The sequence below is a fragment of the Methyloversatilis sp. MC4-4 genome (genome assembly GCF_049843555.1).
Classification (GTDB): domain Bacteria; phylum Pseudomonadota; class Gammaproteobacteria; order Burkholderiales; family Rhodocyclaceae; genus Methyloversatilis; species Methyloversatilis discipulorum_B.
This window is the reverse complement of the sequence record NZ_JBBHZK010000004.1, coordinates 67,554-86,964: the sequence shown is the minus strand read 5'-3', so window position 1 is coordinate 86,964 and position 19,411 is coordinate 67,554. Positions and strand designations below refer to the sequence as shown.

The 19,411-nt window shown below is 67.0% G+C and carries 20 protein-coding genes; 13 read left to right on the top strand and 7 right to left on the bottom strand.

What is annotated here, in order from left to right; translation table 11 throughout:
* Positions 1-4 precede the first annotated feature (4 nt).
* The 3 genes from WDZ97_RS16390 to WDZ97_RS16380 are packed head-to-tail and all read left to right on the top strand — an operon-like array spanning position 5 to position 1,959.
* Entirely contained in the window at positions 5-262 is a 258-nt protein-coding gene (locus tag WDZ97_RS16390) for a sulfurtransferase TusA family protein (RefSeq protein WP_425763449.1), read from the top strand.
* Positions 263-286: 24 nt separating this feature from the next.
* Positions 287-1,420 carry an NAD(P)/FAD-dependent oxidoreductase gene (locus tag WDZ97_RS16385; protein ID WP_425763448.1) on the top strand — a complete coding sequence of 378 codons (1,134 nt, stop codon included), beginning with the start codon at positions 287-289 and terminating at the stop codon, positions 1,418-1,420.
* Positions 1,417-1,959, top strand: coding sequence for a hypothetical protein (locus WDZ97_RS16380; protein WP_425763447.1), 543 nt, complete (start codon positions 1,417-1,419; stop codon positions 1,957-1,959). The genes WDZ97_RS16385 and WDZ97_RS16380 overlap by 4 nt, the downstream gene beginning before the upstream one ends.
* A gap of 2 nt (positions 1,960-1,961) precedes the next feature.
* On the opposite strand, the gene WDZ97_RS16375 is transcribed toward WDZ97_RS16380, so the two are convergent.
* The 3 genes from WDZ97_RS16375 to WDZ97_RS16365 form a co-directional block, all read right to left on the bottom strand.
* Positions 1,962-2,567, bottom strand: a complete 606-nt coding sequence (locus WDZ97_RS16375; RefSeq protein ID WP_425763446.1) for a TetR/AcrR family transcriptional regulator — start codon at positions 2,565-2,567, stop codon at positions 1,962-1,964.
* A gap of 301 nt (positions 2,568-2,868) precedes the next feature.
* Entirely contained in the window at positions 2,869-3,591 is a 723-nt protein-coding gene (locus tag WDZ97_RS16370; protein ID WP_029143466.1) for a response regulator transcription factor, read from the bottom strand.
* On the bottom strand, positions 3,557-4,864 hold the full coding sequence (locus tag WDZ97_RS16365; protein ID WP_425763445.1) for a two-component system sensor histidine kinase NtrB: 1,308 nt from the start codon (positions 4,862-4,864) through the stop codon (positions 3,557-3,559). The genes WDZ97_RS16370 and WDZ97_RS16365 overlap by 35 nt, the downstream gene beginning before the upstream one ends.
* 356 nt (positions 4,865-5,220) lie before the next feature.
* Here WDZ97_RS16365 and WDZ97_RS16360 point away from each other — a divergent pair, with 356 nt between their 5' ends.
* The 6 genes from WDZ97_RS16360 (at position 5,221) to WDZ97_RS16335 (ending at position 12,414) form a co-directional block, all read left to right on the top strand.
* A complete protein-coding gene (locus WDZ97_RS16360; protein WP_425763444.1) occupies positions 5,221-6,552 on the top strand; it encodes a selenium-binding protein SBP56-related protein in 1,332 nt (443 codons plus the stop codon).
* 14 nt (positions 6,553-6,566) lie between these two features.
* A complete protein-coding gene (locus WDZ97_RS16355) occupies positions 6,567-7,268 on the top strand; it encodes an SCO family protein (protein ID WP_425763443.1) in 702 nt (233 codons plus the stop codon).
* Positions 7,225-8,451 carry a cytochrome-c peroxidase gene (locus WDZ97_RS16350; protein WP_425763442.1) on the top strand — a complete coding sequence of 409 codons (1,227 nt, stop codon included), beginning with the start codon at positions 7,225-7,227 and terminating at the stop codon, positions 8,449-8,451. Before WDZ97_RS16355 ends, WDZ97_RS16350 begins: the two co-directional genes overlap by 44 nt.
* Positions 8,452-8,574: 123 nt before the next feature.
* Positions 8,575-9,141 carry a dCTP deaminase gene (dcd, locus tag WDZ97_RS16345; protein ID WP_425763441.1) on the top strand — a complete coding sequence of 189 codons (567 nt, stop codon included), beginning with the start codon at positions 8,575-8,577 and terminating at the stop codon, positions 9,139-9,141.
* Between the two features lie 194 nt (positions 9,142-9,335).
* The gene (locus tag WDZ97_RS16340) at positions 9,336-10,001 is read left to right on the top strand and encodes a PEP-CTERM sorting domain-containing protein (RefSeq protein ID WP_425763440.1); all 666 of its coding nucleotides are present in this window, start codon (positions 9,336-9,338) and stop codon (positions 9,999-10,001) included.
* A 160-nt stretch (positions 10,002-10,161) separates the two neighbouring features.
* Positions 10,162-12,414, top strand: coding sequence for an arginine/lysine/ornithine decarboxylase (locus WDZ97_RS16335; RefSeq protein WP_341422743.1), 2,253 nt, complete (start codon positions 10,162-10,164; stop codon positions 12,412-12,414).
* A 24-nt stretch (positions 12,415-12,438) separates the two neighbouring features.
* On the opposite strand, the gene WDZ97_RS16330 is transcribed toward WDZ97_RS16335, so the two are convergent.
* Entirely contained in the window at positions 12,439-12,942 is a 504-nt protein-coding gene (locus WDZ97_RS16330) for a dihydrofolate reductase (RefSeq protein WP_425763661.1), read from the bottom strand.
* Positions 12,939-13,733, bottom strand: coding sequence for a thymidylate synthase (locus WDZ97_RS16325; protein ID WP_425763439.1), 795 nt, complete (start codon positions 13,731-13,733; stop codon positions 12,939-12,941). Before WDZ97_RS16325 ends, WDZ97_RS16330 begins: the two co-directional genes overlap by 4 nt.
* Positions 13,734-13,889: 156 nt before the next feature.
* Between WDZ97_RS16325 and WDZ97_RS16320 the strand changes: the two genes are divergently transcribed.
* Positions 13,890-15,350, top strand: a complete 1,461-nt coding sequence (locus WDZ97_RS16320; protein WP_425763438.1) for a hypothetical protein — start codon at positions 13,890-13,892, stop codon at positions 15,348-15,350.
* Positions 15,351-15,369: 19 nt separating this feature from the next.
* On the opposite strand, the gene WDZ97_RS16315 is transcribed toward WDZ97_RS16320, so the two are convergent.
* The gene (locus WDZ97_RS16315; protein WP_425763437.1) at positions 15,370-15,954 is read right to left on the bottom strand and encodes a YqiA/YcfP family alpha/beta fold hydrolase; all 585 of its coding nucleotides are present in this window, start codon (positions 15,952-15,954) and stop codon (positions 15,370-15,372) included.
* Entirely contained in the window at positions 15,954-16,775 is an 822-nt protein-coding gene (locus WDZ97_RS16310) for an undecaprenyl-diphosphate phosphatase (RefSeq protein ID WP_425763436.1), read from the bottom strand. The genes WDZ97_RS16315 and WDZ97_RS16310 overlap by 1 nt, the downstream gene beginning before the upstream one ends.
* Positions 16,776-16,981: 206 nt before the next feature.
* Between WDZ97_RS16310 and WDZ97_RS16305 the strand changes: the two genes are divergently transcribed.
* The 3 genes from WDZ97_RS16305 to mtgA are packed head-to-tail and all read left to right on the top strand — an operon-like array spanning position 16,982 to position 19,403.
* The gene (locus WDZ97_RS16305) at positions 16,982-17,857 is read left to right on the top strand and encodes an energy transducer TonB (protein ID WP_368500651.1); all 876 of its coding nucleotides are present in this window, start codon (positions 16,982-16,984) and stop codon (positions 17,855-17,857) included.
* A 6-nt stretch (positions 17,858-17,863) separates the two neighbouring features.
* A complete protein-coding gene (gene aroE / locus WDZ97_RS16300) occupies positions 17,864-18,697 on the top strand; it encodes a shikimate dehydrogenase (RefSeq protein ID WP_425763435.1) in 834 nt (277 codons plus the stop codon).
* A 13-nt stretch (positions 18,698-18,710) separates the two neighbouring features.
* A complete protein-coding gene (mtgA, locus tag WDZ97_RS16295) occupies positions 18,711-19,403 on the top strand; it encodes a monofunctional biosynthetic peptidoglycan transglycosylase (RefSeq protein WP_425763434.1) in 693 nt (230 codons plus the stop codon).
* Positions 19,404-19,411 lie beyond the last annotated feature (8 nt).

Sequence of the window (19,411 nt, the reverse complement as noted above, 5' to 3'; positions counted from 1 at the left end):
GGCCATGCAGGATGACCTTCCAGTGCCTGGTGGCGTGGCCGTCGTCGTCGATGCGCGCGGCAGCCATTGCCCGGGCGCGCTGATGGAACTGATCGTGGCGCTCAAGCACGCGCGGCGCGGAGAGTTCCTGCTGGTGCTGGCAGACGACCCCGGTTCGGCACGGGAAATTCCCGAGTGGCTGGCCAAGGTGGGTCAGCGTCACGTGTCCACCCGCAGCGAGCAGGGGGTTCTGCACATCATGGTCGAGAAGACGCGTGGCTAGGCCCATGCCGGAGGAGCGGACATCATGCGCATCATGATCGTCGGCGCCGGCATCGGTGGCACGATACTGGCCAACAGGCTGGCAAGGCTGCTGGCGCCGGAGCTGCAGCGCGGCGAGGTGGATGTGGTGGTGCTCTCCGCGTCGCCAAGACATCTCTACCAGCCCGGCCTGCTGCATCTCGCACTCGGACAGACCACGGTGGATGCCTTGTATCGCGACCAGCGCACGCTGCTCGATCCGCGCATCGCGCTGCTGATCGACGAAGTGGTCGCCTTTGCGCCGGACTCGAAGCAGGTGCGCGGAGCCAGCGGCAATGCCTACAGCTATGACTGGCTGGTCATCGCCACCGGCTCGCGGGTGACGCCGGAAGAGGTGCCGGGCCTGGCCGAAAATGCGCACGGCTTCTACACCGAGGCGGCGGCACTCAGGCTGGCACAGGCACTGCAGGCGTTCGACGGTGGCCGCGTCGTCGTCACCACCGGCGTCCCACACAAATGCCCGATGGCACCGCTGGAACTGACCTTCCTGCTGCAGGACCTGTTCGTGCGACGTGGCATCGCGCCGCGCGTCGATCTGCTCTACACCTATCCGATCGGCCGCCTGCATTCGATCGAGGCCGTGGCCGAGTGGGCGCGCATCGAGTTCGCCCGCCGCGGCGTACGCAGCGCGACCTACTTCAATATCGCGTCGGTCGATGGCGCTACGCGCACGGTGCACAGCGAGGAGGGGCTGAGCGTCGACTACGATCTGCTGATCGCCATTCCGCCGCACCGTGGCGCCGAGGCGATCGAACGCAGCGGTCTGGGTCCGCGCGGCTGGGTGCCGACGCATCGGCGGCTGCTCTCCATGCAGGGGCGCGACGATGTGTTCGTGCTCGGCGACACCACCAATCTGCCGGTGAGCAAGGCGGGCTCGACGGCCCGTTTCCAGGCCGAGGTGATCGCCGCGAACCTGGCCTCCCGCGTACGCGGCGGCGGCGACACCCATGGCTATGACGGCAAGGTGTTGTGCTTCATCGAAACCAGCCGTGACCGCGCCACCTACGCCGCCTTCAACTACGCCGAACCGCCGCGCCCGCACGCGCCCAGCCGCGCGATGCACATGGCGAAGACCTTCTATCACCGTCTCTACTGGTCGTCGCTGAGAGGTTTTCCGTGACGGCCCGCGCAGAGGACTGGCGTGCGCTGGAGGACTGGTGCGAACGCGCCGGACTGACCGAGGCGCCGTGCGTGCTGGCGGATATGGCGCGGAGCGGCGCGCTCGACCGCCTGGCCGCCGACGCGATCCGCGCCTGGCGGCAGCACGATGCGCGGCATACCGGCGCCTACGAGCCGGCCGCGCCGGAGGCAGTCGGCCTGCAGCGGCTATTCGAACTGTTCGAGGACGGCTTCACGCCCGACATGGTGTCCGACGCTGCGGATCTCGCCAGCGGTGCGCTGCGCCTGCTGCGTCTGCTGAACAGTCCGGGCGTGGCCCGTCTGCTCGATCGTCTTGAGCGCACGGCATCGCGCGACGACGGGCTGGAGCGCTCTGCGCTGCTGACGCTGCTCCAGGCCCTGAACGACGGGTCGGCGCGCGCCGCCGGCACTGCGTCCTCCGGTGGAGCGGCTTCGCTGTTCCGGCTGCTGATGCGACCGGACACTCAGGATGCGCTGCACTGGCTGGCCGCGGTGGCGCGCAGTGCGCGCGGCGACTGAACTCAGCGCCCGCCGAGCCCGAGCGCGGCTTCGGCGTAAGACCGGAACTGCGCCAGCGCCCGCGCGATCGCGACGGCGGGGTCGCGGACGCGGCCCATGACCAGCGCGCCCTCGATCACCACGAGCAGGTGCTCGGCCAGATCTTCGGCACGCACCGGAGGTGGCGTGTCCAGCAGCGCGATGATCTGCGCGAACTGCGCGCGGGCGCCCTCCATCCAGCGTTCCAGCGCGGCGGCGCAGGCCCGCCGCAGCGGAGAGGACGGATCAGACGACTCGTAGGCGAGGATGGCGAACAGACAGCCTTCACGAAAGCGCGCGTCTCCGCCGTACATGTCGCCGAGCAGGTCGAGGTAGGCGTGCAGCTGGCCGCGTGCGCTGCGCTTGCGCAGCGGCAGATGGGCCTGCATGCGCAGCCGGCCCTCCTGTTCGAAATGGTCGAGCAGGGCCAGGCCGAACCCTTCCTTGTCGCTGAAGTGATGGAAGAAGGCGCCCTTCGTCATCTGCGACAGCGTGCAGATCTCATCCACCGACGTCGCCGAGAAGCCCTTGCGCATGACAAGGTCGCGAGCAGTGTCGAGCAGTTCGGTCTTGCGGGAAGGGCGGCTCATGCTGGCGGCGCGGACGGAGTGGACAACCGCTTTCTAGCACGAGGCGCGACTGCGTGGCGGGGTCGGTCGCACGACAGATGCCGCGGTGAAAACAGGGGCGTGCGCCATCGGAGGCGATATGGCGCACGCGCCGCGGAAGTTTCCCCTTCTTCCCGGTCGAGATGCGACACCACGCGGGGGCTGCGCGGTGCGCGATGCGGTGCGGTCGACCGGCAGGTGCGGGCACGCACGCACCGGAGCCGCGACTCTTGTGCCCGCGACCGGCGCGGAGGGCCGGGCGCTCGGTCGCGGGATGTCGCCACTATGGCCGAGCGGCACGGGAGGCGGAAATCCGGTCGATTCCCTGTTCCGCCAAGGGGTTTCCCGCGCGGCCGTGCGGCATGCTCGTGCCGGTGCCGATCCAGCCGGAGTCCGGCGACTGGATGCACAGCGACTGCTTCACCAGTTCGGTCAGCGAGCGCGCAGCCATCTTTTCCATCACGTGCGCGCGGTGCGCCTCCACCGTCTTGCTCGACAGGCCGAGCACCTGCGCGATCACCTTGTTCGGCCGGCCCTCGACCACCAGATCCATCACCTCGCGCTCGCGTGGCGTCAGGCTGGCGTAGCGGTCGAGCAGCGCTGCGCGGGCGCTGCGGCAACGGCGCGTTTCACTGTTGAGCCCGATCGCCTGCTGTACGCGGTCGAGCAGGGTCTGGTCGTCGAAGGGCTTCTCCAGGAAGTCGAAAGCGCCGGCCTTGATCGCCTTCACCGCGTTGGCCACGCCACCGTGACCGGTGATGAAGATGACCGGCAGTCCGACATCGCGATCGCGCAGCCGCTGCTGCAGCTCGAGGCCACTCATGCCCGGCATGCGTACATCGAGCACCAGACAGCCCCACGGATCGGCGTCCATCGCGGCGATGAAGTCGAGCGCGTTGCGGTAGGTCCGGACGCGGAGCCCGATGGACTCCAGCAACCAGGACAGCGACGACGACACGGCGTCGTCGTCGTCAACCACGTAGACCGTCGGTTCCGTTCCGTCCATGCAGTGCCTCCCCCGTTTGCAGCGTGAACCGGAAGGTCGCGCCGTCGTTGTCGTTCTTTGCGAGCCAGAGTTGTCCGCCGTGTGCTTCGATGATGGAGCGGCTGATCGGCAGACCCATGCCCATGCCTTCGTCCTTGCTGGTGAAGAAGGGCTGGAAGATGCGCGACGGGTCGGCGCCGTCGATGCCGGGCCCGGAGTCGGCGATGTCCACGAAGGCGTAGCCGTCGTGTCCGTGCCCGGTGGATACGCGGATCTCGCGGCAAGGGGATGCGGCGGTCGTCATCGCCTCGATCGCGTTGCGCATCAGGTTCAGCAGCACCTGCTCCACCTCGATGCGCGATCCGCGCGCCGGCGGCAGGTCGGCGGCCGGCGAGAACAGGATGCTCACGCCGTGCGCGCGCGCTTCCGAACCGATCAGCGCGCTGGTGGCCTGCACGATGTCGTTGAGGTCGAGCGCAGTGAGCGCCGGTTCGCGCTTGCCGAGGAAGGTGCGCAGATTGCGGATGATGCCGGCGGCACGCTCCGCCTGCGTGCACACGTGTTCGAGCGATTCGAGCACCTCCGGTGCGGCGGCGGCCTGAGCGCGCAGGCGGCGCAGCGACCCGCGCGTGTAATTGACGATGGCCGCCAGCGGCTGGTTCAGCTCGTGCGCGAGATTGGTCGCCATCTCGCCCATGGTGCAGGTGCGCACCACGTGGGCGAGCGCGGACAGGTGCTGCCGGTCCTGTTCCTCGGCGGCGCGCCTTTCGGTCATGTCGCGGGTGACGCCGAGCAGCGCGATGATGTGGCCATGTTCGTCGCGCAGCGGTGCCGCACTGGTTTCCATCCAGCGCAGACGCCCCTGCAGGCTGGTCAGGCGGAATTCCAGTCGCCCGCTCTCGCCGCGGAACACCCGCTCGGTCAGTTCGATATAGGGCTGACGATGCTCTTCGGCGATGAAGGAGAAGATGGAGCGACCGATCACCTGGTCCGTCGACCGCGCGTCCATCATGGCAAGACCGGCCGGGTTCATTTCCAGCACGCTGCCATCGCAGGTATGCAGCTTCACGCATTCCGGCTCGGATTCGAGCAGCAGACGCAGCCGCTGCTCGCTCGCCGTCAGGCGCGCCTCGGCCTCGCCGTGCGCGGTCACCAGCGCATCGCGCTCCGATTGCAGTGTCCGTATCGTCTGCGCCGCCTCCGCCAGTCGCTGACGGTGCGTGCGCAGCGCCCATATCGACGAGGTGGCCAGCGCGAGCGTGGCGAGCAGACCGATGCCGGTCAGCGCATTCATGCCTGATGCACCGTGCATTCGACACCGGCTAAGGGAAATCCCTCGGCTGCGCCGGAGTTCGTCCGGATGGTGGCGCTGCCGTGCCGGCGGTAGCGTTGAGGCCGTTCCGGAGCACAGAACCGGGCCGGCGGGCCTGAAGGCATGTCGGAACGATGAGCGGCAGTCTTCACGATGGCTGATCCAGTGCTCCGGGCTGCTGCGTTGCAGCGACAAGAATGGCGGCGCCAATGCCTCCGCGTTACGACTATAAACATACCAAACGGTACGTCAACCGGTTTGCATGCGCAGCCTGGAGACGGTGTCGGACCGCACCCGGTGCGGCCGGCACGACCGACAACCAGAGGAAGGAAATCCTGATGAGCAAGCTGAAAGTCACTGCCCTTGCATTCGCCCTGATTGCTTCGTTCGGCGGCACGCTGCCGGTACAGGCCGACGAAACCTGCAATTCGCCCTACACGACGAAGCTGATCAAGGGGCAGGAGGATTTCGTCCACGTGTGGACGCTGGGCGTGAAGGGCATGGGTGACGAGTCGGACAAGCTGGTCACCGTGGACGTGAATCCGAAATCGAAGGACTACGGCAAGGTGGTCCATTCGGTCACCGTCGGGGGGCGTGGCGAGGCGCACCACACCGGCTTCACCGACGACCGCCGATTCCTGTGGGCAGGCCGGCTCGACGACAACCGCATCTTCGTGTTCGACATCGCCAGCGATCCGGCGAAGCCGAAGCTGGTGCACACCATTTCCGACTTCACGCAGAAGACCGGCTACGTCGGCCCGCACACCTTCTACGCACTGCCCGGCCGGATGATGGTGCAGGCCCTGTCCAACGACAAGGATCACGGTGGCCGCACCGGGCTGGTCGTCTACAACAACAAGGGTGAGTTCGTCGAGAAGTACGACATGCCGACCGGCCGGCACGGCGACGTGATGGCCGACGGCTACGGCTACGACATCGGCATCAATCCGCAGAAGAATGCGCTGCTCACCTCCAGCTTCACCGGCTGGAACAACTACATGATGGATTTCGGCAAGATGGTGAAGGACGCCGACGCGATGAAGCACTTCGGCAACACCATGGTCATGTGGGACCTGAAGTCGATGAAGCCGCAGAAGGTGATGAACGTGCCCGGCGCGCCGCTGGAAATCCGCTGGTCGCTGAAGAGCGGCGACAACTGGGCCTACACGGCCACCGCGCTCACATCGAAACTGGTGCTGATCAAGCAGGACGCGAAGGGCGAGTGGCAGGCGAAGGAGGTCGGTACCGTGGGTGACCCCTCCAAGGTGCCGCTGCCGGTCGACATTTCGATCACCGCCGACGCGAAGGGGCTGTGGGTGAACACCTTCCTCGACGGCACCGCGCGCTACTTCGACATTTCCGATCCGGAGGCGCCGAAGGAGGTCTACCAGAAGGTGATCGGTTCGCAGGTCAACATGGTGAGCCAGAGCTGGGACGGCAAGCGGGTCTACTTCACCACCAGCCTGCTCGGCAACTGGGACAAGAAGGGCGGCGACGACCAGCAGTTCCTGAAGCTGTTCCACTGGGACGGCAAGGCGCTCAGCGAGAAGTTCTCGATCGACTTCTATGCGCTCAAGCTGGGTCGTGCGCATCACATGAAGTTCTCGGCGAAGCCGGCGAACACCGCCGGGCTGAAGGAGCGCGTCGCCGAACTTGCCTCGAACCGCTGAGTCGAGGCGAACCCATGCCGATCCTCCGCCGCGTCCGGACGGCGGCGACGGCGCTGGTGCTGGGCGCCCTGCTGGCCGATGGCTCGCAGGGCGCATCCAATGCCGATCTCGCGCCCAGCACGCCGCATCAGGATTTCGTCGCGCCCGCCGCGGGCAGCTACCGCTTGCCGCCGATACAGCGCTCGCCCAACGGGCGGGTGGTGGACATCGACGGTCGTACCTACGGGCTCGCCCGCTATACGCGGGAGCGCATCACGCTGCTGTCCTTCATGTACACCTACTGCGTGGACCCGGTGGGCTGTCCGCTTGCCTACGCGACGCTGACGCAGTTGCGCGAGCGCCTGCTGCGCCGGCCCGACATGGCGCGCCAGGTCAGGCTGGTCAGCCTGTCCTTCGATCCGTCGCACGACGATGCCGCATCGATGCGTATGTACGCCGGCGCACTGGCCGATCCGAAGAGCCCGGTGCGCTGGCACTTCCTCACCACGCGTTCGGTCGCCGATCTGAAACCCATGCTCGACGACCTTGGTCAGGACGTGTCGGTCGAACTGGACACCCAGGGGCGGCCGACACGGGTGCTCAACCACATGCTCAAGCTCTTCCTGATCGATCGCGACGGCCGGGTCCGCGAGATCTATACAACCGCTTTCCTGATGCCTGAGGTCATGTTCAATGACATTGAAACACTCCTGCTCGAAACGCCGCGTGCGCCCTGAATGCGTAGTGGCGCTCGCGCTCGCGCTGACCGGCTGTGCCGGCGAGGTGGCGCACGATACGGCCACGGCGGCCATCGCTGTGCCGCTCGGCCTGCCCGTCATGCCGCACCCGCCGGACAACCCGCCCACGGCTGCACGCATCGAACTGGGACGCAAGCTCTTCTTCGATCGCCGGCTGTCGTTCAACGGCACCATGTCGTGCGGCATGTGCCATGTGCCCGACCACGGTTTCACCGCCAACGAGCTGCGCATGGCGATCGGCAACGAGGGCGCCACGGTAAGACGCAACGCCCCCACGGTGCTCAACGTGGGCTACCACCCGCGCCTGTTCCACGACGGCCGCGAGGGGGAACTGGAAGCCCAGGTGTGGGGCCCCTTCCTTGCGCACAACGAAATGGCCAACCCGTCGATCGGCCACGTACTGGACAAGCTGCGCACGCTGCCCGACTACCAGGGCGCGTTCGAGCGGGCCTTCGCCGGTCGCGGACCGACGGTCGAGACGGTGGGCCAGGCCCTGGCCAGCTATCAGCGTTCGCTGGTATCCGCCAATTCCCGCTTCGACCGCTACCGCTACGGCGGCGACGAGACGGCGCTGACCGCGCAGGAGCGGCAGGGGTTGGAGGTGTTCGCCGGCAAGGGACGCTGCACCACCTGTCACACGATCGGCGAGCAGTCGGCGCTGTTCTCGGATTTCCGCTACCACAACACCGGCATCGGCTGGTTGCGCGGCTTGCCGCGGCCGCTGGTCGAAGTGCAGTTGGTGCCGGGATTGCAGACGACGATGACGGCCGAGCGCATCGATTCGATCGGCGAGAAGGTGCCGAACGACGTTGGCCGCTTCGAAATCACGCTCGACCCGGACGACCGCTGGGCCTACAAGACACCGATGCTGCGGAACGTGGCGCTGACCGCGCCCTACATGCACGACGGCTCGCTATCGACGCTCGAGGCGGTGGTGGACTTCTACGACCGAGGCGGCGGTGGCGCGCCGGATCAGAGCCCCCTGATCGTGCCGCTGCGTCTGGACGACGACGAGAAGACCGCACTGGTCGCCTTCCTGAAGACGCTGACCGGTGAGCACCAGCGCTGGGTCGACGAAGGCCTGCGCCAATCGACCTTCATGACCACGCTGAACCCGATCACCGACTCCGGCCCGGCGGCGACGGCTTCGCACAGGCGCTGAGCCGGGCCCCGCCCCGCGCGGTCCGGCGGGGCAGGCAGCGCGTGCTTTTCGGCGCCGAACTTGCAACAATTGCGTCCTTTTGCGGCGCCTTCCGGGGCCGCGCACGCAATCGAGGGCACGCAGATGAGCATCAAGTCCGACCGCTGGATACGCCGCATGGCGCAGGAGCACCACATGATCGACCCCTTCGAGCCGGGTCAGGTGCGCCACGTCGACGGCCGCCGCATCGTGTCCTACGGCACCTCCAGCTATGGCTACGACGTGCGCTGCGCGTCCGAATTCAAGGTGTTCACCAATATCAACTCGACCATCGTCGACCCGAAGACCTTCGATCCGAACTCCTTCGTCGAGATGGACGCCGAGTCCTGCATCATCCCGCCGAACTCGTTTGCGCTGGCGCGCACGGTCGAGTACTTCCGCATTCCGCGCAACGTGCTGGTCGTCTGCCTGGGCAAGAGCACCTATGCGCGCTGCGGCATCATCGTGAACGTGACGCCGCTGGAACCGGAATGGGAAGGCCACGTGACGCTCGAGTTCTCCAACACGACGCCGTTGCCGGCGCGCATCTACGCCAACGAGGGCGTCGCCCAGATGCTGTTCTTCGAGTCGGACGAGCCGTGCGAAACCTCGTACAAGGACCGCGGCGGCAAGTACCAGGGCCAGACTGGTGTGACGCTGCCCAAGATCTGACTGTTAAGGATTGTCTCGATAGACCGCGCCCGCGGTCTGCAAAAATCGGTCAAGTCCTGCGCTTTCAAGGGCTTGTGTGCAGAGCAGCAAAGAGCGTCCGCCGGGGGCCGGCGAAAGCGTGACTTTATGAACGGTCGTGCACCTCGGCCCTGCCTACACTCCGCCTCACTTTCAGATTTCAGGCGGAGATTCACATGTTCAAGAGCATTCTCGTGGCGTCGGGCATCGCGCTGGCGTCCTTCGGCGCAGCCGCAGTCGAGTCGAACCAGATCGACGGGCTCTACAACACCGGCGCTGGCCTGGCCTCCGGCAAGATCGACACGCACTACACCTTCGAAGCGATCAGCGGCACCGCTGTCGGTACCGATGGCCACGGCGTGACCACCCGTCAGACCGGCCTGAACTCGATGTTCTACGCCTGGCTGGACAATACGGCGGACTCGAAGTGGCTGACGCCGACCATCAACGCCCGTCAGAGCTACGATCCGACCGAGCCGGGCCTGTACAAGTGGTCGATCTCCTTCGACCTGACCGGCCTGGACATCACCTCCGCCTGGATCACCGGTCGCTGGGCTGCCGACAACAACGGCTACATCCAGCTGAACGGCACGACGATTTCGAGCGGCTCGGCACTGGATTCCTGGACTTCGTTCTCGGCCACCGCCGGCTTCCTGTCCGGCGTGAACACGCTGGACTTCTTCGTCAGCAACGTTGCGCAGAAGGTCGGCAACGCCACCGGCGTGCGTGTCGAGTTCGTCGACAGCTACGCGGTCGCGGCCGTGCCGGAACCCGAGTCGTGGGCGCTCATCGTCGCCGGTCTGGCGGTGGTCGGTGCAATCTCGCGTCGCCGCCTCGGCTGACCGCCTCTTACACCCTGTTTCACCCTGCGGGGCCGCCTTGTGCGGCCCCGATTGTTTTGCCATCTCGAACTGATACCATCGCGCGCTTCAAGCCTGCAGTCCTGCTGCAGTCCGGGGGCGCCGAGTCGGGTGCCCTCTTTTACTTTGAAGGTTGGGTGCCATGCGCTTCGAGTTTCCGATCATCATCATCGACGAGGACTTCCGCTCGGAAAACGCCTCCGGTCTGGGCATACGCGCACTGGCCGAAGCGATCGAGAAGGAAGGTCCGGGCGTGCTGGGCGTCACCAGCTACGGTGATCTGACTTCGTTCGCGCAGCAGCAGAGCCGGGCCTCGACCTTCATCCTGTCGATCGACGACGAGGAATTCGGCAGCGGCAGCGAAGCCGAGATCGAGGCGGTGCTGACCAATCTGCGCGATTTCGTCGCCGAAATCCGCCGCCGCAACGCCGACATCCCGATCTTCCTGTACGGCGAGACGCGCACCACGCGCCACATCCCGAACGACATCCTGCGCGAACTGCACGGCTTCATCCACATGTTCGAGGACACGCCGGAGTTCGTCGCCCGCTACATCGTGCGCGAGGCGCGCGCCTACCTCGATTCGCTGCCGCCGCCCTTCTTCCGTGCGCTCGTGCATTACGCGCAGGACGGTTCCTACTCGTGGCACTGCCCCGGCCACTCCGGCGGCGTGGCCTTCCTGAAGAGCCCGGTCGGCCGCATGTTCCACCAGTTCTTCGGCGAGAACATGCTGCGCGCCGACGTCTGCAACGCGGTCGAGGAACTGGGTCAGCTGCTCGATCACACCGGCCCGGTCGCGGCGTCGGAGCGCAACGCAGCGCGCATCTTCCATTCCGACCATCTGTACTTCGTCACCAATGGCACGTCGACGTCGAACAAGATGGTGTGGCACTCGACCGTGGCGCCGGGCGACATCGTCGTCGTGGACCGCAACTGCCACAAGTCCATCCTGCACTCGATCATCATGACCGGCGCCATTCCGGTCTTCCTGACGCCGACGCGCAACCACTACGGCATCATCGGTCCGATCCCGCAGTCAGAGTTCAGCCCCGACGTGATCCGCGCCAAGATCGAAGCCAATCCGTTCGCGCGCGAGGCGGTGAACAAGAAGCCGCGCATCCTGACCATCACGCAATCGACCTACGACGGCGTGCTGTACAACGTCGAGGCGATCAAGGATGTGCTGGACGGCGAGATCGACACCCTGCACTTCGACGAAGCCTGGCTGCCGCACGCCGCCTTCCACGACTTCTACGGCGACTACCACGCGATCGGCGAAGGCCGGCCGCGCTGCAAGGAGTCGATGATTTTCTCGACGCAGTCGACGCACAAGCTGCTGGCCGGCCTGTCGCAGGCTTCGCAGATCCTGGTGCAGGACTCGCAGACCCGTTCGCTCGACCGCGACGTGTTCAACGAGGCCTACCTGATGCACACCTCGACCAGCCCGCAGTACGCCATCATCGCCTCGTGCGACGTGGCGGCGGCGATGATGGAGCCGCCGGGCGGCACCGCACTGGTCGAGGAATCGCTGGCCGAGGCGGTCGAGTTCCGTCGCGCGATGCGCAAGGTGGATGCGGAGTTCGGCGCCGACTGGTGGTTCAAGGTGTGGGGCCCCGACCATCTGGCCGACGAGGGCCTGGGCACGCGCGAGGACTGGACGCTGCGCGCCGGCGAGCGCTGGCACGGCTTCGGCGATCTGGCCGATGGCTTCAACATGCTGGACCCGATCAAGGCCACGGTGATCACCCCGGGCCTGGACGTCGACGGCGACTTCGCCGACTGGGGCATCCCGGCCGGCATCCTGACGCGCTACCTGTCAGAGCACGGCATCATCGTCGAGAAGACCGGCCTGTACAGCTTCTTCATCATGTTCACGATCGGCATCACCAAGGGCCGCTGGAACACCATGGTGACCGAGCTGCAGCAGTTCAAGGACGACTACGACAACAACCAGCCGCTGTGGCGCGTGATGCCCGAGTTCGTCGCCGCCCACCCGCGCTACGAGCGGGTCGGCCTGCGCGACCTGTGCGTGCGCATCCACGAGATGTACAAGAAGCACGACATCGCGCGCCTGACCACGGAAATGTATCTGTCGCCGATGGAACCGGCGATGAAGCCGGCCGACGCCTGGGCGCGCATGGCCCACCGCGAGATCGACCGCGTGGCCATCGACGAACTGGAAGGCCGCATCACCAGCGTGCTGCTGACGCCCTATCCGCCGGGCATCCCGCTGCTGATTCCGGGTGAGCGCTTCAACCGCACCATCGTCAATTACCTGCGCTTCGCGCGGGAGTTCAACCGCGCCTTCCCCGGCTTCGAAACCGACATCCACGGTCTGGTCGGCACCGGCGAGGGCGAAGCACTGGATTACGCGGTCGACTGCGTGCGCGACTGACCAAGACCGCTGAGGTATAACCGCCTACCGCGGCTGCGCCGCGCGGCGCGCGTAATCGACGAAGGCGTAGCGCAGGCCACCCGCGCTGACCGCCTCTTCGCGTGCCGTTTCCTGCCAGACACTGCGGTCGTAGTCGGGGAAGCGCGTGTCGCCATCGAACGCGTCGGCAATTTCGGTCAGCAGCAGGCGATCGACCCGCGGCAGCGCGAGCGCATACAGCTGCGCGCCGCCGATCACGAAAGCTTCGTCGCCGCCCTCCACCGTTGCCGCCAGTTCGACCGCCGCATCGAGCGACGGCACCACCCGCGCGCCAGCGATGTCCAGCCCGTCCTGCCGGCTCACCACGATGCTGGTGCGCCCGGGCAGCGGCCGGCCCAGCGAGTCCCAGGTCTTGCGCCCCATGATGATGGGGTGGCCCATGGTCAGCGCGCGGAAGCGCTTCAGGTCTTCCGGCAGGTGCCAGGGCATGCCGTTGTCGCGGCCTATCATGCCGTTGGCGGCCAGTGCGGCGATCAGCGACAGCTTCATACGGCCACCGGCGCCGGGATATGCGGCCACGGATCGTAGCCATCGAGCCGGAAATCTTCCGGGCGGAAGGCGAACAGATCGCTTACTTCGGGGTTGATCCACATCGTCGGCAGCGGCCGCGGCGTGCGCGTAAGCTGCAGCTGCGCCTGTTCCAGATGGTTCGAGTAGAGGTGGGCGTCGCCCAGCGTATGGACGAATTCGCCCGGCTTGAGGCCGCACACCTGCGCCACCATCATCGTCAGCAGCGCATAACTCGCGATATTGAAGGGCACTCCGAGAAATATGTCTGCGCTGCGCTGGTACAGCTGGCAGGACAATCGCCCGTCCGCAACGTAGAACTGGAACAGTGCGTGGCAGGGCGGCAGCTTCATCGACGGTATTTCCGCCGGATTCCATGCACTGACGATGTGCCGGCGCGAGTCGGGGTTGTTGCGCAGGCCCGCCAGCAGTTCGCTGATCTGGTCGATGTGGCGGCCGTCCGGCGTCGGCCAGCTGCGCCACTGGGCGCCGTAGACCGGGCCGAGGTCACCGTTTTCGTCGGCCCATTCGTCCCAGATGCTGACGCCGTGTTCCTTCAGCCAGGCGATATTGGTGTCGCCGCGCAGGAACCACAGCAGTTCGACGATGATGGAACGCAGGTGCAGTTTCTTGGTGGTCAGCACCGGAAAGCCCTGCGCGAGGTCGAACCGCATCTGCCAGCCGAACACCGAACGGGTGCCGGTGCCGGTGCGGTCAGTCTTGACCGTGCCGTGTTCCAGCACGTGTCGCATGAGATCGAGATATTGCTGCATGGCAAAGTTTGCGCAGTCGCGTTACGCTACAGGGTCGGGATTCTAGACCAGTACGGTCGGCCATCCCGTGACGCGGCGGCAGCGGATCGCCGCGCGGCACAAAACATTCATACAGGTGTCAGTCAGGGACAGCCCTGAGTGGCGGAGGTGGCAGGTATGTTCGGCGTGTTCTCTTCATCCCCGGCAAGCGTGCTCGGCAATCCGGCCGAGCTTCGTCGCGTGCTGGCCGAAATCGCCGCCGCCCAGCCGGATCTGGCCATCAACGAACTGACCGGCTGGGTCGAATCGGTCGGCGATGCCACCAATATCGACCTGGCGCATCACGTCAATCTGCTCTACCAGTTCGATTCCAGCGCCCAGCCTCACCTGCGCAAGCTCGACCAGATCTACGCCGACGATCCGGAAGGTAAGGACGTGGTGTGGCGCACCGGCCGCGACTTCTGGTCCATCCTGTCGTCCGCCTACGAAGTGGCGCTCGATCGCTACATTTCCGACCCGACGCACGCGTCGGTACTGAGCGGCCTGTCGCGGCTCGCGTCGCGCACGGTGCGCGCCTGCCGCCAGCGCTTCAAGTGGGACGTCTATCACAACGGTCCGGTCGACGCCGGACTGTGGCAGGTGGCCGGACAGGCCTATCTGCTGGCGCAGGCCTCCGGCGCCGAGGCGCGCGAGGTGGTCAATGCGGCCGACGAGGTGCCGACCTCGGTCGAGCGCGAATATCTGCGACTGATCGCGCTGCACGTGGCCGCGCCCGAAGGTCTGGTGCCGGACAGTGTCCGTCTGGCTGAACAGCTGACCGGCTATTTCGCCGCGCGCTACTCGATGTCGCCGACCATCGAGCGCGGCAGCACGCACTGGCTCGACGCCAACCAGCCGGCGCCGCCGCTGCGTCTGGTGCGCGCGCCGCAGCAGGTCGACGGCATCCGCTACTTCTCCGGCATCGCCGCCGCCGACGCGGCGCTGGCGCTGGCCCGTCGCGTCGAGGGCGGCGACCTGCCGGACGCACTCAGTCTCGACGACATGCCCGAGCGCGACCAGCTGGCCAAGCTGCTGCGCCATCTGGCCATGAACTGGGCGCTCGACCCACCGACCCGGCAGTACCGTCGCCACTCGCTCGGCGGCGCGCTGGCGGTGGCCAACGGCATCAAGCACCTGCATCACGTGCTGCGCGGCGCGCGTGACGAGGCGGTGATCTACCGCTGGGAAATGTCGGACGCCAGCATCGGCGCCACCGCGCCCACCGCCAGTGCGGAGTGGGTGCGCGTCGGTTCGCTGGTCGGCATGCAGCCCTCGGGCGGCGACAACTGGCTGGTCGGCGTCGTGCGCCGCTACCTGCGCGGGCGCGATGCGCGCGGCACGGTGGGCATCGAAACGCTGTCGACGACCGCACGCCCGCTCGAAGTGTTCTCGGAAAGACAGAGCGGCGAAGCCGTAGCGCTCGATGATCCGGTCAGCGGCGCGGTGGTGCGCCTGGCCATCAACGGCACCGGCTATTCCGCCGAGTACCCGCTGCACGCGTCGATCAACGGCCGCCACGTGCGGCTCGACCCGGTCGAACTGATCGAGCGCGGCACCAACTTCGACCTCGCCCGCTTCCGCGTCAGCGACTTCCGCTGACCCGCGTCGCTCGCCCGGCTCAGCGTTCCGGCAGCAGGAAGCCGGTGATGCGGGGCAACTCGGCGGCGAAGCTCTGCAGGCTGTGATCGCCGCCGGCATGAACAATCATGTTGGCGCCGCGCAGCTTGAGCACCGCCTGCCACCAGTCCAGCACCTCGTCGCCGGTTTCCAGCAGCAGCAGATAGCGCTCCGGCCGCGTCACCGCGGCCACGTCGAGTGCGCGCAGTTCATCGACGTGCCGCTGTTCGAAACGGAAGCTGTCGCCGGTATACATATGCGTGTGCTCACCGACGTAGTCGCCGAGCGACAGCGGTGCGACCACGGCGGGATTGATCAGCGCGGCACGCAGGCCGTATCTCTCCGCCAGATGCAGCGCGTAGAAGCCGCCCAGCGACGAGCCGGCAAGCGCCACCTCGGCGCCCCCTTCCAGAGCAGGCCGCAGCACCGATTCGATCAGCGCGATGGCGTCCACCGGCCCCGGCGGCAGCTGCTCGCACCACAGATCGCCGGCCCGCCCCTGCCGGGCCAGGTGCGCGCGCAACTGCTGCGCCTTGACCGACTGCGGCCCGGAACGGAAGCCGTGAAAGTACAGCAGTTTCTGCATCAGTGATCCGCCCAGTCCACCCAGCCGAACCAGGCGCTCGCCAGCACGAACAGCCCGAACACGATGCGGTACCAGGCGAACAGCTCGAAGGTATGACTGGAAATGTAGCGCAGCAGCCAGCGCACGCTGAAGAAGGCGGCGAGGAAGGAGGACACGAAGCCGGCGGCGAACACCGGCAGGTCCTCGACGCGCAGCAGCGCCCAGTTCTTGTACACGTCGTAAGCCGTCGCCGCGATCATCGTCGGGATGGCGAGGAAGAAGCTGAATTCGGTGGCGGCGCGGCGCGACAGACCGAACACCAGACCGCCCATGATGGTCGCCCCCGAGCGCGACACACCGGGGAACATCGCGATGGCCTGCGCGAAACCCACCTTCAGCGCAGCCCGCCAGTCGAGGTCGTCGGTGGTTTCGCAGCGCGGCGTGTGATTGCGCCGCTCGATCACCAGGATGATGACGCCGCCGACGATCAGCGCGCCGGCCACGGTGAGCGGGTTGAACAGATAGGTCTTGATGATGCCGTGGAACAGGAAGCCCAGCACGGCGGCCGGCATGAAGGCGACCAGCACGTGCAGCACGAAGCGGTTGGCGGCCGGTTCGCGCCCCAGACCGGCGGTCACGTCGATCAGCTTGCGCCGGTATTCCCAGCAGATCGCGAGGATGGCGGCGAGCTGGATGACGATCTTGAACACCCGGCTGGTTTCGTCGGTGTAGCCGAGCAGGCTGCCGGCGATGATGAGGTGGCCGGTGCTCGAGATCGGCAGGAATTCGGTGAGCCCTTCGAGTATGCCGAGGATGACGGCCTTGATCAGCAGCAGATCCATGAAGTTGCAGTGCAGCGAAACAGGTCAGGCGCCCGAGTATAGGCGACGTCGATGACGGCTCCGGTCCGCCTTCGGCGCAGATTCGCGCGCGGGCGGCGGTATTTCACCGCCCACCTGTAAAATCCCGCGCCATGTCGAAGAAAAGCGCTGCCGTCCGTTCCCGCACCCATGCTGCCGCTGCTTCCGCACCATCGGGCGCCAGCGCCGTGGTGTCGGCGGCGCCGGCCGGTGTTCCGCCGCTGGCCCTGGGCATCGCGCTGTCCATCCTGATCCACGCCTTCGTGCTGGCGATCAACTTCGCGCCCGACCTGAAACCGAAGCAGAAGGCGAAGGACCAGCCGCTCGAAGTGGTGCTGGTCAATGCGCGCAGCAAGCAGAAGCCGGTCGATCCGCAGGCGCTGGCGCAGGCCAATCTCGACGGCGGCGGCAACACCGACCAGGACCGTCGTGCGAAGACGCCGCTGCCGGCCAGCCGGCGCGACAAGGCCGGCGACCAGCTGGTCGAGACGCAGCGCCGCGTGCAGGAGATGGAGGCGCAGCAGCAGAAGCTGCTGGCCGACCTGCAGGCGAAGACCGAACTGCGTCCGGAAGAACGACGGCTGGAGCAGCCCGACCCGTCGCCACAGCCGCTGCAGGCCCTGAGCGGCGCCGACCTCGCCGCTAAGGCAATGGCGATGGCGCGGATGGAGGCGGAGATCGCACGCGACGTCGACGACTACAACAAGCGGCCGCGCAAGAAATTCGTCGGCGCACGAACACAGGAATACCGCTTCGCGCAGTACATCGAGGACTGGCGGCAGAAGGTCGAACGCATCGGCAATTTGAACTACCCGCCGGCGGCGCGCGGCAAGCTCTACGGCAACCTGACGCTGACGGTGGAAATCCGCGCCGACGGCGAGATCGAGAAGATCGACCTGAACCGCTCGTCCGGCCAGAAGGTGCTCGACGACGCCGCCATCCGCATCGTGCGCATGGCCGCCCCCTACGCCGCCTTCCCGCCGGACATCCGGCGCGAATACGAAATCCTGTCCATCACCCGCACCTGGAGCTTCACCCAGGGCGACCAGCTCGAATCACGCTGATACCCCATGACCGACCGCTACGCCGTCATCGGCAACCCGATCGCACACAGCAAGTCGCCGGCCATTCACGCCGCCTTTGCCGCGCAGACCGCGCAGGACCTGAGCTACGAGGCGCTGCTGGCACCGCTCGACGGCTTCGCCGACGCGGTTGCCGCGTTCCGGGCGAGCGGCGGGCGCGGCATGAACATCACCGTGCCGTTCAAGGAAGAGGCCTGGCGTCTGGCCGACCGCCTGACCGAGCGGGCGCGGCTGGCTGGCGCGGTGAACACCTTCGTGTTCGGCGACGACGTGCTGGGCGACAACACCGACGGCGCCGGACTGGTCGGCGACCTCGAAACGCTGGGCTGCCTGCTGTCGGGCACGCGCGTGCTGCTGCTGGGCGCCGGCGGCGCGGCGCGCGGCGTCATCCTGCCCTTGCTCGACGCCGGCATCGCCCGGCTGTTCATCGCCAACCGCACCGCCGACAAGGCGCGCGCACTGCAGGCGCAGTTCGCCAGCCACGACGTGCGCGGCGCGCTCCGCGCCGGCGGCTGGGCGGACGCCGCCGACGCGCCCTACGACGTGGTGATCAACGCCACCAGCGCCAGCCTCAGCGACGAAGCGCCGCCGCTGCCCTCCGGCCTGTATGCGCTTGGCAGCCTGGCTTACGACATGGTCTATGGCCGTGGCCTCACCGCCTATCTGAAACAGGCGCGCGAGCAGGGCGCGGCACGGCTGGCCGACGGTCTGGGCATGCTGGTCGAACAGGCCGCCGAGGCCTTCACGCTGTGGCGCGGCGTGCGTCCGGACACCGCCGCCGTGCGCGCGAAGCTGCGCGCCGCGCTGCCGCCGCTGGCCTGAGACGGAGCCTTCGATGCGTTCTCTGCTGCGCACGCTGAAGTGGCTGCTCGCCGGTGCCGTGCTGCTGGTGCTCGCCTATCAGGTGTGGGTGTTCGCCCATCTGTTGTGGTGGACGCAGTTCAATCCGTCGCAGACCCGCTTCATGTCGCTGCGCCTCGATGAAATGCGCGAGCGCAAGCCGGACGCGCAGCTGCGCCACCAGTGGGTGCCGTACGAGCGCATCTCGGTGCACCTGAAGCGCGCCGTCATCGCCGCCGAGGACGACGCTTTCGTCGATCACGAGGGCTTCGACTGGGAAGGCATCCAGAAGGCGATGGAAAAGAACCGCAAGAAGGGCCGCGCGGTGGCCGGCGGCTCGACCATCAGCCAGCAGCTGGCGAAGAACCTCTTCCTCAGCCCCAGCCGCAGCTATGTGCGCAAGGCGCAGGAGGCCGCGATCACCTTCATGATGGAGGCGGTGATGGACAAGCAGCGCATTCTGGAAATCTATCTGAACGTGGTCGAATGGGGCGACGGCGTGTTCGGCGCCGAGGCAGCGGCGCAGCGCTACTACCGCATCCCCGCGGCGAAGCTGGGCCCGGAACAGGCGGCACGGCTGGCCGTCATGCTGCCCAACCCGCGCAAGTACGAAAAGACCTTCGGCCCGCGACTGGCCGCGCACGCGGCGCGCATCGCCGGGCGCATGCACTACTCGCAGGTGCCTTAGCGCCTGCG

Bases quoted from the DNA above. Each gene is read 5' to 3' on its own strand.
- WDZ97_RS16315 (WP_425763437.1), bottom strand. From the start codon at position 15,954: ATGCAGAAACTGCTGTACTTTCACGGCTTCCGTTCCGGGCCGCAGTCG.
- WDZ97_RS16375 (WP_425763446.1), bottom strand. From the start codon at position 2,567: ATGAGCCGCCCTTCCCGCAAGACCGAACTGCTCGACACTGCTCGCGAC.
- WDZ97_RS16330 (WP_425763661.1), bottom strand. From the start codon at position 12,942: ATGAAGCTGTCGCTGATCGCCGCACTGGCCGCCAACGGCATGATAGGC.
- WDZ97_RS16355 (WP_425763443.1), top strand. From the start codon at position 6,567: ATGCCGATCCTCCGCCGCGTCCGGACGGCGGCGACGGCGCTGGTGCTG.
- WDZ97_RS16350 (WP_425763442.1), top strand. From the start codon at position 7,225: ATGACATTGAAACACTCCTGCTCGAAACGCCGCGTGCGCCCTGAATGC.
- mtgA (WP_425763434.1), top strand. From the start codon at position 18,711: ATGCGTTCTCTGCTGCGCACGCTGAAGTGGCTGCTCGCCGGTGCCGTG.
- dcd (WP_425763441.1), top strand. From the start codon at position 8,575: ATGAGCATCAAGTCCGACCGCTGGATACGCCGCATGGCGCAGGAGCAC.
- WDZ97_RS16385 (WP_425763448.1), top strand. From the start codon at position 287: ATGCGCATCATGATCGTCGGCGCCGGCATCGGTGGCACGATACTGGCC.
- WDZ97_RS16390 (WP_425763449.1), top strand. From the start codon at position 5: ATGCAGGATGACCTTCCAGTGCCTGGTGGCGTGGCCGTCGTCGTCGAT.
- WDZ97_RS16370 (WP_029143466.1), bottom strand. From the start codon at position 3,591: ATGGACGGAACGGAACCGACGGTCTACGTGGTTGACGACGACGACGCC.
- WDZ97_RS16335 (WP_341422743.1), top strand. From the start codon at position 10,162: ATGCGCTTCGAGTTTCCGATCATCATCATCGACGAGGACTTCCGCTCG.
- WDZ97_RS16340 (WP_425763440.1), top strand. From the start codon at position 9,336: ATGTTCAAGAGCATTCTCGTGGCGTCGGGCATCGCGCTGGCGTCCTTC.
- WDZ97_RS16360 (WP_425763444.1), top strand. From the start codon at position 5,221: ATGAGCAAGCTGAAAGTCACTGCCCTTGCATTCGCCCTGATTGCTTCG.
- WDZ97_RS16365 (WP_425763445.1), bottom strand. From the start codon at position 4,864: ATGAATGCGCTGACCGGCATCGGTCTGCTCGCCACGCTCGCGCTGGCC.
- WDZ97_RS16310 (WP_425763436.1), bottom strand. From the start codon at position 16,775: ATGGATCTGCTGCTGATCAAGGCCGTCATCCTCGGCATACTCGAAGGG.
- WDZ97_RS16320 (WP_425763438.1), top strand. From the start codon at position 13,890: ATGTTCGGCGTGTTCTCTTCATCCCCGGCAAGCGTGCTCGGCAATCCG.
- aroE (WP_425763435.1), top strand. From the start codon at position 17,864: ATGACCGACCGCTACGCCGTCATCGGCAACCCGATCGCACACAGCAAG.
- WDZ97_RS16325 (WP_425763439.1), bottom strand. From the start codon at position 13,733: ATGCAGCAATATCTCGATCTCATGCGACACGTGCTGGAACACGGCACG.